Source organism: Alcaligenes sp. HNGD-HTN06, from assembly GCF_049932565.1.
GTDB lineage: Bacteria > Pseudomonadota > Gammaproteobacteria > Burkholderiales > Burkholderiaceae_B > Alcaligenes > Alcaligenes ammonioxydans.
On the sequence record NZ_CP187782.1, the window covers coordinates 23,402 to 36,608 of the forward strand.

Annotated in this window: 13 protein-coding genes; 9 read left to right on the plus strand and 4 right to left on the minus strand. The window is 58.8% G+C overall.

The window, feature by feature from the left end:
- From ACOZ42_RS00100 to ACOZ42_RS00110, 3 genes are read left to right on the plus strand one after another with little or no spacing between them, the layout of a single operon-like run.
- Entirely contained in the window at positions 1-801 is an 801-nt protein-coding gene (locus ACOZ42_RS00100; protein ID WP_003800726.1) for an alpha/beta fold hydrolase, read from the plus strand.
- 12 nt (positions 802-813) lie between these two features.
- On the plus strand, positions 814-1,581 hold the full coding sequence (locus ACOZ42_RS00105; RefSeq protein WP_059318421.1) for a GntR family transcriptional regulator: 768 nt from the start codon (positions 814-816) through the stop codon (positions 1,579-1,581).
- 27 nt (positions 1,582-1,608) lie between these two features.
- Positions 1,609-2,439 (plus strand): enoyl-CoA hydratase/isomerase family protein, encoded by an 831-nt coding sequence (locus ACOZ42_RS00110; RefSeq protein WP_003800723.1) that lies wholly within the window; start codon positions 1,609-1,611, stop codon positions 2,437-2,439.
- Between the two features lie 228 nt (positions 2,440-2,667).
- Here ACOZ42_RS00110 and ACOZ42_RS00115 read toward each other — a convergent pair whose 3' ends face one another.
- Genes ACOZ42_RS00115 through ACOZ42_RS00125 form a run of 3 tightly spaced genes read right to left on the minus strand, consistent with a single transcriptional unit; the run spans position 2,668 to position 5,184 of the window.
- Complete coding sequence (locus ACOZ42_RS00115; RefSeq protein WP_003800720.1) at positions 2,668-3,423, minus strand: hypothetical protein; 756 nt, start codon at positions 3,421-3,423, stop codon at positions 2,668-2,670.
- A 17-nt stretch (positions 3,424-3,440) separates the two neighbouring features.
- Positions 3,441-4,409 (minus strand): Bug family tripartite tricarboxylate transporter substrate binding protein, encoded by a 969-nt coding sequence (locus ACOZ42_RS00120; RefSeq protein WP_131071115.1) that lies wholly within the window; start codon positions 4,407-4,409, stop codon positions 3,441-3,443.
- 46 nt (positions 4,410-4,455) lie between these two features.
- On the minus strand, positions 4,456-5,184 hold the full coding sequence (locus tag ACOZ42_RS00125) for a GntR family transcriptional regulator (RefSeq protein ID WP_003800716.1): 729 nt from the start codon (positions 5,182-5,184) through the stop codon (positions 4,456-4,458).
- A 166-nt stretch (positions 5,185-5,350) separates the two neighbouring features.
- On the opposite strand from ACOZ42_RS00125, the gene ACOZ42_RS00130 reads away from it, so the two are divergent.
- A complete protein-coding gene (locus ACOZ42_RS00130) occupies positions 5,351-6,277 on the plus strand; it encodes a DMT family transporter (protein ID WP_059318450.1) in 927 nt (308 codons plus the stop codon).
- A 28-nt stretch (positions 6,278-6,305) separates the two neighbouring features.
- On the opposite strand, the gene ACOZ42_RS00135 is transcribed toward ACOZ42_RS00130, so the two are convergent.
- Positions 6,306-7,187 (minus strand): LysR family transcriptional regulator, encoded by an 882-nt coding sequence (locus ACOZ42_RS00135; protein WP_059318420.1) that lies wholly within the window; start codon positions 7,185-7,187, stop codon positions 6,306-6,308.
- A 120-nt stretch (positions 7,188-7,307) separates the two neighbouring features.
- On the opposite strand from ACOZ42_RS00135, the gene ACOZ42_RS00140 reads away from it, so the two are divergent.
- From ACOZ42_RS00140 to ACOZ42_RS00160, 5 genes are all read left to right on the plus strand, one after another.
- On the plus strand, positions 7,308-8,291 hold the full coding sequence (locus tag ACOZ42_RS00140; RefSeq protein WP_081050078.1) for an ABC transporter substrate-binding protein: 984 nt from the start codon (positions 7,308-7,310) through the stop codon (positions 8,289-8,291).
- Between the two features lie 11 nt (positions 8,292-8,302).
- Complete coding sequence (locus ACOZ42_RS00145) at positions 8,303-9,367, plus strand: ABC transporter ATP-binding protein (protein ID WP_059318419.1); 1,065 nt, start codon at positions 8,303-8,305, stop codon at positions 9,365-9,367.
- A complete protein-coding gene (locus tag ACOZ42_RS00150; protein WP_059318418.1) occupies positions 9,364-11,022 on the plus strand; it encodes an ABC transporter permease in 1,659 nt (552 codons plus the stop codon). Before ACOZ42_RS00145 ends, ACOZ42_RS00150 begins: the two co-directional genes overlap by 4 nt.
- Complete coding sequence (locus ACOZ42_RS00155; RefSeq protein ID WP_240209151.1) at positions 11,019-12,245, plus strand: pyridoxal phosphate-dependent aminotransferase; 1,227 nt, start codon at positions 11,019-11,021, stop codon at positions 12,243-12,245. Before ACOZ42_RS00150 ends, ACOZ42_RS00155 begins: the two co-directional genes overlap by 4 nt.
- Before the next feature lie 73 nt (positions 12,246-12,318).
- A complete protein-coding gene (locus ACOZ42_RS00160) occupies positions 12,319-13,143 on the plus strand; it encodes a phosphonopyruvate hydrolase (protein WP_059318448.1) in 825 nt (274 codons plus the stop codon).
- The last annotated feature ends 64 nt before the right edge of the window (positions 13,144-13,207 follow it).

The window sequence follows — 13,207 nt, forward strand, 5'->3', positions numbered from 1 at the left end:
ATGCCTTATGTGACAACCGCGGACGGTATCCGTGCCTATTACGATCTGGCCGGTTCCGGTCCGGCCTTGGTGATGGTGCATGGCGCCAGCCAGGACAGTCTGTCCTGGCAATATGTGCTGGAGCACTTTGCGCCCTTTTACACGGTGTATGCGCTGGATTTGCCCGGCCATGGCAAAAGCGGCATGCCGGCTGGCGGGCCGCATACCGCGACTCCCCAGAACGCGCAGTATCTGCTGCAGTTCCTGGAGGCGGCGGGTATCCGGAATCCGGTCTTGATGGGCCATTCCATGGGCGGGGGCGTTGTCGCCCAGGCCGCTGCCATGGCGCCTGAGCGGATTCGTGGTCTGGTGCTGGTCGATGGCGCGTCAGTCAATGTAGTGAAGTCCTCCGGCTATAACCCGCGCATTCTGGAGATGGCGCGCATCAACCCGGGCGACTGGTTTGAAGTGACCTTCCGAACCCTGATGGGCACCCTGTCCGACCCGACGCGTGCGCTCGAAGTGGTGACGGATGCCCGACGTTGCATTCCGGCGGTGGCCTTTGCGGATATCTGCGCGTTTGGCGGCTTTCGGATGGAGCAGATTTTGAGCGATATTCGCTGCCCGGTGGTGATTGTGGAAGGCAGCGAGGACTGGTCCGTGCCACCAGAGTCCGCCCGAGAGGTTGAACGCTTGCTGCGAGAAGGCAAAGTTCCGGTGGAATATATAGAATGGCCGGGCATCGGGCATTTTCCCCAAAGTGAATGTCCGGAGCAGTTCACCCGCGACACCTTGGCTGCGATGCGCCGCCTGTCTCTTTAAACTGAAAACCGTATGGCAAACAACGAATCCCAGTCCAGTGCCAAGCCAACCCTGTATCAGAACATGAGCGATCGCTTGTTGGAGCTGATCCGTTCGGGGCATTACCCGGTCGGCTCCAAGCTGCCTACCGAGATGGAGCTGTGCGAGATGTACGGGGTCGGTCGGCACACGGCGCGTGAAGCCATACGCAAGCTGACCGATCTGGGTTTGATCGAGCGGCGTCGCCGTGCCGGTACCACCGTGATACGCCAGCATCCCAAGCCGCAGTTCGGCCTGGCGCTAGATACCACGGATCAGTTGCAACGCTATCTGGAATTTACCGATCTGCACGTGCATAAAAAGGCGGCGGGTGTGGACAAGCAGCCGCCGGAGACCGCGCTGGACGGTGAACCGTCCGATTGGGTGAAGGTGGAGACCTATCGCAGCGTGCCGGGCAGCAAGCGCGGTATTTCCTGGACAGATATCTATCTGCGCAAGGAATACCAGGCGGTGGCGGATCTGATTTCCACCCAACCCGGGGGTGTCTATCCGCTGCTGGAGGAGCACTGTGGCGAAGTGGTGGAAACCATCGAGATGGAAATTTCCGCCTCGCGCTTTCCCCCGCATGTCGCCCGCTTTCTGGGTTATGAAGATGCGGACCCCGCCTTGCTGATTATCCGTACCTTCCGCAATCAGGCGGGCAAGGTCATGGAAGTGGCGGTCAGCTTTTACCCGCCTTATGAATTCCGCTACGTCACACGCCTGTCGCGCAGTGACGGAAGCCACCGCTCGCAGAGCTGATTTTTCCGTACCTTTGGGGAGACATTCATGAAACGCAAATATGGCCGCAGTGTGACGGTCAAGGTGACGGGCGACCACGCGCTGGTGCGCTTTGATCGCGGCGTGAACCGCAACGCGATCGATCAGGACACCTTGCTGGCCTTGACGCAGGTGGCGCAGGATCTGGCCTTGTCGCTGGAGATTCACACGGTGGTGCTGACGGGGGCCAAGGATATTTTCTCGGCTGGAATCGATCTGAAGGACCCGCAAAAGTGGAATGATGAACAGGCCGGTTTGCTGGAGCGTCGGGATGTGGCCCAGCGGGGCGCGCGTCTGTGCCGCCTGTGGGAAGAGCTGCCGCAGCTGACTATTGCCGCCATTGAAGGCGCGGCGGTGGGAGGCTCGGTCGCCCTGGCGCTGGCTTGCGACTGGCGTGTGGCCTCGCAAGCGTCATTTCTGTATTTGCCCGAGGCCAAGGTGGGGCTGAATATGGGCTGGGGTGCCATTCCGCGCATGGTGAACATGTTGGGAGCGGCCCGTACCAAACGAGCCATCTTGCTGGCCGAACGTTTCGGTGCTGAACAGGCGCTGGAATGGGGCTTGCTGGATGAAGTCTGCGAACCCGGTCAGGCCGTGGCAGTGGCGCAGTCTTTAGCCAAGCGGGCTTCGGAGTCGCCTGCGGCGATTATTCGCATGACCAAGGAATCGGTGAATCAGGTCGCCAATGCGTTGAATCGCTTGGGCATTTATATGGATGCCGATCAGGCGCTGGTATGCCGTGACAGCGTAGAGGGAGTCCAGGCGCGTGCGGGTTTTTTGTCGCCGGGCCGCCCCAAGACAACAAGCTCCTCCTCGGCGGGCAGCACACCGAAGGCGTAGCGTGGGGGCTTTTCGTGTCTATGCACGATGAGCAATTCAAGCTGGATGTGGCTTAGCCTGGGTTACCGCGACGCTGGGAGGCCGGAACCGCCCTTTGCGTTGCGTGGACACCGAACCGGTCACGTCCGACTGTGGGGTGGCACACGCTACGTGGTTGTGGTGTCCAACCATAGCGTCTTATGTGCCCCTTCCCGCGGGTGCGGACAAGGGGCTGTCCATATCGTGGTATCAGGCGGTTTGACGCGTTTGTGCCAGTCGTCCCATCCCCTGTGGGAATAAATCCAGGCCAGCTGTCGCCACCAGATCCCAGAAGCCAGCGGGGGAACTGGACACGACGGTGACGCCTAGTTTGTCCTCGACCTGACGCACGGCTTCCAGCGAGACCAGACCACCGCAAGACAGCAGCAGACCTTGTGCCTGACCGGGAGCCTGCTTTTGGGCGATGTCCCATGTTTTCAGGCACAGATCGACCAGCTCTTGCGTGCTGATTTGCGACATGGCGGTGACGTCATTGACGCCCAAACCATACGCGCACACGGCCTGAATCTGGTTCTGGGCCAGAAAGCGGACCAGACGCTGGTTCACGTCATCAATATAAGAAGACGCGACCGCAACCCGTTCGATGCCGCTGACACGCAGGCCGCGCAAAATGGCGTGGCTCATGGTCGAGCATGGCAGACCGGTGGATTCGCGCAGGCGTGCCACCAGTTCCTCGTTAAAGTCCGAGCCGCGGTAAAAGCTCAGTGAGGTCCCCATCAAGGACACGGCCTGGGCTCCCCGAGCGGCCAGCTTTTGAGCGGCGTCGACGACCTGGTCAATAACCTGGTCATAGCCTTCCTTGTCCACGGAACTGAGCGCCAGGCCTTGGGCGATGAAGTCAATTTCCGGGTACATTTCCGGGCCTTCCGGAGGCACCAGACCGGCGGCTGGTGGCACGATCAGGCCAAGTACGGGGCGCTGGGCGCCAGAGTTGTCAGTCGTCATAACAGTAGCTGCTTGGTTCATTGTTTAAAGTCGAGCTGGGCACTTTCGATGACTTTGGCCCAGCGTTGTGTTTCTTCACCCAGCCATTGTTCGGTGGCTTGGGCATCTTGATAGCCGGCAACGGAGCCTTGGGCCAGGAACGCGTCCTGCACCTGTTGTTGCTGCATGCTGTTTTCCAGGGCTTTGCTGACCGTGGCGATAAAGGCCGGGTCCACGTTCTGGGGTGCCAGCATGAACAGCGACGGCGTCACGCTATAGCCGGGGATGGTTTCCGAGACGCTGGGCAGCTCGGGCATGCCGGGAAAGCGGCGCTCGGACAAGGTGGCCAGCAGACGGATACGGCCAGACTTGGCCAGGCCGATCGAAGAGGCCAGGCTGGCAAAGGACATGGAGACTTCGCCGGCAGCCAGTGCCTGACTGGCCGGGGCGCCACCGCGATATGGGACATGCACCAGTTCTGTCTGGGTTTTCAAGGCGAACAGCTCGCCACCCAGGTGGTGTACCGAGCCCACGCCCACCGAGGCAAAGGTTTCGGTTTGAGGGGGAGATTTGCGGATGGCTTCGACCAGTTCGGCCACGTTCTTGACGGGGCTGTCGCCGGGGACGGCCAAAGCCAGATCGGACTGACCGACCATGCCGATCGGGGCAAAGTCGCGCTGCAGGTCGTAGCGCAAAGCCGGGTAGATATAAGGTGCGACCAGCAAAGAGGTGTCTGCAAACAGCAGCGTATTGCCGTCGGCTTGGGATTTGGACACATAGTCGGCAGAAATTGTGCCGCCTGCGCCGGATTTGTTCTCCACAATGACGGTGCGGTCCAGTTCTTTGCTCAGCGCCTGGGCGGTTACCCGCGCCAGGGTATCGACGCCGCCGCCCGGGGCAAAGCCCACGACCAGACGAATGGGCTCGGCAGCGTGTAAGGCGGCCACAGGGCTGAATGTCAGGACGAGCGCAGCCAGCGCCCGCCGTGTGAAACGGCTTGCAAACATGAGAAAGTCTCCTCGGTATGAGTGGTTGTTTTTAGCTAGTTATGAATTAGTGCCGCATATAAAATCCGGCCAAGGGATTGAGCTGGGCATTGAGCCAGCTGTAGCGCTCGCGCTTGTCGAACTCCCATTTTTCGGGATGGGCTTGGGCGACACGGCGCAGGGATTCAGCGCCTGACAGCACATGGCTGGCCGCGGCCTGCATGGCGCTGGGGCCATCGCGCAGGGCCAGTGCCTGGGTCAGTGCCTGATGCTCATGCCAGGACTGTTCCATGCGATTTTCCTGATCCAGATGACGATGACGATAGGGATTGGTCAAACGGCGCAGATGTTCAATCTGCTGCACCATGAAGGAGTTGCCGGCAATGCTGTGAACCAGGGCATGCAGTTCGGCGTTATAGGCGGCGTAATCGCCCAGACTCTTGTCCTGCAAGGCCTTGGCGCCCCGCTTTTGCAAACGCTCCAGCTCACGAATCTGGGCATTGCTGATCCGGTAGGCGGCCAGTTGGGTACAGGCACCTTCGAGCAAAGCCAGGGTTTCCAGCATTTCTTCCAGTTCCTCAATGGTGTGCTGGGTGACAAAAATACCGGCACGCGGGGCGATGCGCACTTGACCGGTGGCGGCCAGTTGCAGCAAGGCCTCACGCACCGGCGTGCGTGACACCCGAAAGAAGGTGCAGAGCAAGGACTCGTCAATGGCGCTGCCCGGCGGCAGATCACCGCTGGCAATGCGGTGCTCCAGTTCGATTCGTACCCGGTCGGTATTGCTGAGCGTCATGGCTGTCTCCCACGCCTGGTGCTGTTTTTTAGGCTTAAATCATTCTAGGTAGAGCTTTTTGATATATCAATTAAGGCTTATCCGAGGGTAAAGAAGCGGGCGGCCCGTTTTGATTCGGCCGTTTTTCGCGGATAATCAATTTTTTCTGTCCGAGTCCCCCTGCCTGATGAGCAATGAACGTAAACCCCTGGATGCCCTGGCCAGTGGTGCCATGCTGGTCCTGTGTCTGATCTGGAGTTTTCAGCAGATTCTGCTCAAGGCTACGGCCAATGACATGGCGCCTGTCTTTCAGATTGGCCTGCGCTCGGGCGTGGCCTGCGTGCTGGTGGCCCTGCTGGTTCTGGTGCGCACGCACAAATTGGCTTTTACTGAAGGGGCCTGGAAACCGGGACTGATGGCCGGCCTGTTGTTTGCGCTGGAGTATTTGCTGCTGGGCGAGAGCTTGCGTTTTACTTCGGCCGCGCATGTGGTGGTGTTTCTGTACACGGCACCGGTGTTTGCAGCCCTGGGCCTGCACCTGCTTTTGCCCTCTGAGCGGCTGGCGCGCCTGCAATGGGTGGGGATCGGGCTGGCGGTGGCGGGTATTGCGATTACTTTTCTGGGGCCGGGCAGCCCCGACGGCGCCGATGTGGGGCACATGCTGATAGGCGATTTGATGGCCTTGGCGGCGGGGGCCTTATGGGGCTTTACCACCGTGCTGATCCGTAGCACGCGCCTGTCTGCCGTCCCGCCTTCGGAAGCCTTGCTCTATCAGCTGTTCAGCGCTTTTGTCATTCTGATGGTAGCTGCTGCCGTGACCGGACAAACCGAGATTCAATGGTCAGGCTTGCTGGTCGCCAGCCTGGTGTTTCAGTCCGTCGTGGTGGCGTTCTTGAGCTTTCTGGTCTGGTTCTGGTTGCTGCGTAACTATCAGGCGTCGCGTCTGGGGGTCTTTTCCTTCGCCACCCCTTTGTTCGGTGTTCTGTTCGGGGCGTTTTTGCTGGGTGAGCCCATAGAACCCCGTTTTGTGATGGGCGCTTTACTGGTGTTGATGGGCATTACCTTGGTCAGCGCCTATAGCTGGATCAGTCAGTTGCGACGTCGCAGAGCCTGACCGAATCAGCGACATGACGTGAACGGCCTCAAGGCGCAATGCGTTGTCGCAAGCTGCTTTTCAACCATCGGCAAAACTGGCGGGCCTCACTTTGCTGGGGTGATTGTGCGTTGACATAGGCCATGTAGGTTGCGCCCGTGGCGACTTGGCCAGGGCCGACTTCCCGCAGAACGCCATCGCGTAGATGATCCATCACCAGTAAACGCGGCACAACTAGAAATCCGGAGCCGGCAATGGCCCCGGCAATTGCGAAAAACAGGTGATCGTAGGTGGCGCTCAACAGCAGCCGTGAAGGCTCAATACCCTGATCCAAAGCCCATAAACCCAACATGTCCGGTCGTGAGCGTGCGGTCACCATAGGCCAGTGCTCCCAGGCCTGCCTGCTATGTTGCTGGATTAAGGCGGGCGCTGCCACGCATACCAGTTCTTCGCGTATGAGCTCCCAGCTTTCGCTGTCGGGCAGGCTCAAGTCACGGCTGATCAGCACGTCAAACGCTTCATTAGGACGGGGTGGCGACAGATTGGTGATCAGATCAATCTGCCAATTGTGCTGAGCGGTGAACTGGCCAAGCATGGGCACCAGCACCGTCATTGAAAAGCTGGGCATGGAGGTGCGGACTCTCAGCCGTTCGTGCTGATCCTGCTGATGGGTGATTTGTTGAATGGCCATCTCCAGAGTGGCCATCGCATCTTTGACCGTGTCATACAACTGCAGGCCGGCTGCCGTCAGCTCAATATAGGGGCCGCGTCGAATGAACAGAGCCTGCTTGCTGACTTTTTCCAGGGTGGCGATATGCCGGCTGACTGCGCTTTGGGTGATCCCCAGGCTTTGGGCTGCACGGGTGAAATTACCTTGTCGGCCCACCGCGACAAATACGCGCAGAGGGACCAGAGGAACATTTTCAAGCATGATTAAAACTCATGATAGGGCCACGCTTAACAGGGGGTAGGTGTAGGGTGTAACAGAACGGTCATCTAAGATAAATACCATGATTTTCATGCAATTTTATTGAAATTACAGGAAATAATCATGCAAAACCGTTTCTCTTATCTATCCGCTTTGCTCATGCTTTCCTGCCTGGGTACGGGGGCTGCCAAGGCGGATGAAGTGGTGTTGTACTCCTCCAATAACATCGATGTGGTGAACACGGTGATTGAGCAGTTCCGTCAGGTTCACCCCGAGATATCGGTGTCCGTGGTGCGGGCTGGTTCCGGTGCTCTGATGCAGCGTATCAAGGCCGAAGCAGAGCAACCCCTGGGCGATTTGTTCTGGTCGGGCGGATTTTCTACCTTGTCGCAGTATGCCGAGTACCTGGCGCCCTATTCGTCGCCCGAGGCCAGTGCAGTAGGTGCTCAGTATCAGGGAGCCGGGCAACGCTGGCTGGGTACCAATACCCATGTCACGGTATTGATGCTTAACGAGCGTCAGTTGGGCCAGCTCAAGGCGCCTGCCAGCTGGGCGGATCTGGCTGATCCGGCCTGGAAGGGCAAGATCGTGATTCCAGATCCGGAGCGCAGCAGTTCTTCTTATGTTGCCTTGTATGGCCTGCAGGATTTGATGGGCCAGGAGGTGTTTGAGAAGGTTGTGCGCAATGCAGTTGTGGTCGGAACCACCTCCGGCGCCTACGAGGGCGTTGCTAATGGTGAGTTCGCGGTTGCGGTAACGATGGAATATGCCGCCTATCAATATGTAGCTGGTGGTCTGGATACGATTGACCTGGTCTACCCCAAAGAGGGCACTTTCTTGTCGCCGGAAGGCATGGCCTTGATCAAGGGTGGGCGTAACCCCGAATCCGCTCGCAAGCTGTATGACTTCCTTGCTTCCCGCCCTGCGCAGGAAGAGGTGTTCAAAAGCGCGTTCCGCCGCCCTTTGCGCAGCGATATTGCGGTCAATACGCTGACAAGCTTGCCTGCCATGGATCAGATCCGTGTGCATGCGCTGGATGATGATCGTATGGGTGCGGATCGTGAAGCCTTCCTGGCACGTTGGCGTGCACTGGTTTCCCAGCGCTAGGCGGGACGGGTATGCAGATATATCTATCAGGTATTGAGCAAAGCTACGGCTCACAGACTTTGTTTCACGGTTTGGATCTGGACATCCCTAGTGGCTCCTTGTTTACCCTGCTGGGGCCATCGGGTTGTGGCAAGACGACCTTGCTGCGCATGCTGGCCGGGTTTGTGCGCCCTGATCATGGCAAGGTGCTGTTCGGCCAAACAGACATGACGCGAGTGCCTGTGCACAAACGCAATGTGGGCATGGTGTTTCAGGATTACGCGCTGTTTCCGGATCGCAGCGTGCTGGATAACGTCAGCTACGGTTTGCTGGCGCGTGGTCAGTCTCGCTCCCAGGCTCGTGTCCCCGCTTTGGAAATGCTGGCGCGCGTGGGCTTGAAGGACAAGGCAGATGCTTTGCCGTCCGCCTTGTCTGGTGGGCAGCGACAGCGAGTGGCCATGGCACGCGCTTTGGTGATCAAGCCCGATCTGCTCTTGCTGGATGAGCCTTTGTCTGCCCTGGATGCAAAGCTGCGCACCGATCTGCGCGAGATGCTGCGGGACTTGCAGCAGGAAGCCGGCATTACTACCGTGTTTGTGACGCATGATCAAGAAGAAGCGCTGAGCGTGTCTGATTACATTGCCGTCATGGATCGGGGCTGCGTCCGCCAGGTCGGGACACCTGAGCAGATTTATCGCTGCCCTGACAACAGCTTTGTGGCTGATTTTGTCGGAGGGGCCAATCTGATCGAGCTTCAGGAGGAGATCGGTCAAGCCACAGACGGCTGCCGCCGCTTCCGGACGGCAGGCTGCATTGTGCGTATCCAGTCTGCCGGGCGTTTTTCTGAGCAGACGATGTTGGCTGTGCGGCCTGAAACCCTGAGTGTGGATGCCTTGCGTCCGCTTGACGAGGGGGACATTGCCGCGCGAATTGAGAGCGTGGATTACCGGGGCCCCAGCACGGCATATCAATTGCGCACCGAATTCGGTTTTCTGAAGGCGGTGGTCTGGAATACCGGCGTCAGCCAAAGTTGGGAACGGGGCGATGCGGTGGTATTGCGTGTTCCCGAGTCGGCTCTTTTGGTGGAGCGGACATGATGCTGGGTTCTTTGCGACGCGATCCAGCCTGGTTGATGCTGGCGCTGGGGGCGGTGGCCTTGCTGGGCTACTTTTTACTGTGGCCGGTCTTGTCCATGCTGACCAGTTCCCTGTTCAACAAGGAAGGTCAGTTTGGCTTGCACGGCTACGTGCAGTTCTTCTCTGAGCCCGCTTACCGGGAGAGCCTGTTCAACACCTTGTGGCTAGGAGGCGCGGTTACCCTGCTCAGTCTGGTGCTGGGCGCTGGTTTGGCCCTGGCCGCCGCTCGCTTTTCCTTCCCCTTGGCTGCCTGTCTGGGTGTTTTGCCCCTGCTGACCCTGGTCATTCCAGATGTGGTGGTGGCGGCGGCCTGGATCGTGGTGCTGGGTAAACAAGGTGTGCTCAATAGCTTGCTGGCGCCCTTGGGTCTGGAACTGCCGTCCTTGTATGCCTGGTGGGGTCTGGTTTTTGTGATGACCTTGAACAACTACGTGTACGCCTATGTTGCCGTGCTGGTAGGTTTGAAGTCCATGGATCGCAACCTGGAAGAGGCGGGCCTGAGTCTGGGCAGCTCCCCCGTTCGCACCTTGCGCACGGTGACCTTTCCTTTGATGGTGCCAGCTTTATGTGGTGCCGCGGTGCTGGTTTTCATGCATGTCATCGGGGATTTTGGTGTTCCGGCCATTCTGGGAGCCCGCACCCCCGTGCTGGCGGTCAAGACATATAACGAGTTTGTCAGCGAGATGGGTGGTAATCCGCAAATGCAGACCACCATGGCTTCTTTGCTGGTGTTTTTGGGCCTGGCCTTGCTGCTTATTCAAAAGTGGGTGGTAGCCCGACGCACCTATCAGATGGAGTCCGGACGAGCTCCGGAGCGCGTGCCCCTGCGTGCCTGGCAGGCCGCTGTGTGTGCCACGTTGGTATCGATCCTGATTGTGCTGTCAGTGCTACCCGTGATGGTGGTGATTGTCACTGCATTTACGCCCTCTATCGGGCCGGTGCTGAAGTATGGCGGCTTTACCTTGAGCCATATGCAGCAAGCCTTGGTGCAGGCCCCCGGACCTTTGTACAACTCCTTGCTGCTGGGTGCTGCGGCAACCAGTACTGGTGCCGTGTTTTCCATCGTGGCGGCCTATCTGATCGTGAAACGGCCGTCAGGCCTGAGTGCGGGCCTGGATGTGCTGGTCATGCTGCCCTTGACGATTGCCGGCACGGTACTGGGCATTGCATTGATCAATGTGTTTAACAGCGGCTGGCTGGTGCTGACGGGCAGTTGGGTGATTATGGCGCTGGCCTACTTTTTACGCCGGGTGCCCACCAGTGTGCGGGCGGCCATGGGGCCTTTGCATAACTTGCGCAATTCTATCGAGGAGGCCTCTATCAGTTTGGGCGTGGCCCCGATGCCCACCTTTGCAAAGGTCGTTCTGCCGGTGGTATGGCCTGCCGTCATTGCGGCCACGGTGCTGATGTGGATCACGACCTTGTCGGAGTTATCCGCCACGGTGGTTCTGTATTTTGGCGGGATGAGCACCCTGCCTATCGAGGTTTTTCAATTGGTGGACAGTGGGCGTTTGGCTCAGGCCAGTGCCTATAGCCTGGTGCTGTTGATGGCGATATTTCTGCCGCTGCTGCTGACCCGTTTCGTTTTCAAAGTAAAAGTAGGATGGACACAATGAGCTTTGTGCAATGTCAGGAAGAGATCGCGCTGGCCCAGCGCGTGTTGGGAGCCAAGGCATCGGCCACCAAAGAGATGACGCGTCTGGCCAATCAAATGCGGCAACAGGGGCAGTCTGTGATTACCCTCAGTCAGGGCGAGCCGGACTTTGCAACCCCCGAGCATGTGCGTCAGGCGGCCAAAGAAGCGATTGATCGCAATGAGTCCCGCTATACCGAAGTAGCCGGCACCCTGGCCTTGCGGGAGGCCGTGGTGCGCAAGTTCGAGTGTGACAATGGCCTGCATTTCAGCCCGGATCAGATCCAGGTGGGTTGCGGGGCCAAACAAGCCTTGTATAACGCCTTGCAGGCCACCGTGCAGGACGGGGATGAGGTCATTATCCCTACCCCTGCCTGGGTGTCTTACCCTGAAATGGTCTTGTTGGCAGGTGGCCAGCCAGTCATTGTGCGTTGCAGTGCACAAGCCGGCTTCAAGCTGCAAGCCGACCAGCTTGAACGTGCCATCACCCCCCGTACTAAATGGCTGATGCTCAATTCTCCCTCCAATCCCAGTGGTGCCGTGTATTCACGGCAGGAACTGGAAGCGCTGGAGCAAGTGCTGTTGCGCCACCCGCATGTCTGGGTGATGGCCGATGATGTATACGAAAAAATCCGCTATAGCGACGAACCCTTCGCGACGCCTGCTGCCTTGTCGCCGAACATGGCGGCGCGCACCTTGACCATCAATGGCGTCTCCAAGGCCTATGCAATGACCGGCTGGCGGGTAGGATTCGCCGCCGGTCCGCTGCCTCTGATCAAGGCCATGAATCTGGTGCAGTCGCAAGCGACGTCCCATACCAGCTCCATCAGCCAGGCAGCGGCCGTGGCCGCACTGGATGGTCCCATGGAATTTCTGCCCGAGTTTGTGGAAGCGTTCCGCCGCCGCCGTGACAATGTGGTAGCCGCGCTCAATGTCATGCCGGGCATTGAATGCGATCTGCCCATGGGGGCGTTTTATGTCTTCCCTAGCTGCCAAGGCGTATTGGGCCTGCGGGACCCGTCGGGCCAGTTGATCAGTACCGACAAGGACCTGTGCATGTATTTCCTGCGCAGTGCAGGGGTGGCCGTGGTGCCCGGTTCGGCGTTTGAACTACCGGGTCACTTTCGGGTGTCTTATGCCTCCAGCGATCAGGAGCTGGAGGAGGCGATGAGCCGCATTGCCCAGGCCATTGCGCGACTGAGCTGATTCCTTACGGAGAAATAGTGTGAATAGCAAAAAAAACCAGGTGTTGAAAGAAGCGTTCTCCCAAGGGCGTTTGATGACGGCAATGGCCGCACATAATCCCCTGTCTGCCCGCCTGGCTCAGGATGCCGGTTTCGGGGCAATTTGGGGTAGCGGTTTTGAGTTGTCAGCCAGTTATGCCGTGCCCGACGCCAATATCCTGTCGATGGGCACCCACCTGGAGATGATGCGGGCGATCGCCTCGACCGTGGACATCCCTTTGATTGCCGATATTGATACCGGCTTTGGCAATGCGGTAAATGTCAGCTACGTCATCCCGCTGTACGAAGCGGCGGGAGCCAGTGCCATTGTGATGGAGGATAAAACCTTTCCTAAAGACACCAGCCTGCGGGCGGATGGGCGTCAGGAACTAGCACGCATTGACGAGTTTCAGGGCAAGATTGAAGCGGCGTGCGCTGCTCGCCGTGACCCTGACTTTCTGATCATTGCGCGGGTCGAGGCCCTGATTGCTGGCCTGGGGCAGGAAGAGGCCCTGAAGCGGGGGCTGGCTTACGAGCAGGCGGGTGCAGATGCCATTTTGATTCACTCCAAACAAGCCACGCCAGACCAGATTCTGTCCTTTGTGCAGGCCTGGACCGGCAAGGTGCCGCTGGTGCTGGTGCCAACGGCCTACCCTCAACTGACCGAGGCGGACATTGCGCGACTGGGCAAGGTGGGCGTGGTGATTTACGGCAATCATGCGATTCGTGCGGCCGTAGGGGCCATGCAAGCTGTATTTGCCCAGATTCGCCAGGATGGTGGCATTCAGAATGTGGATGCCGGCTTGCCTTCCGTCAAAACCATTATTGGTTTGCAAGGTGATGCCCATATGCGTCAGATTGAGGCCCGGTTTCTACGCTAGAAGGAACAGTGTTGGGCTTCGTATAATGGCTGGTGGCCCGACGGCGGGCCCTTAGCCGGATGAA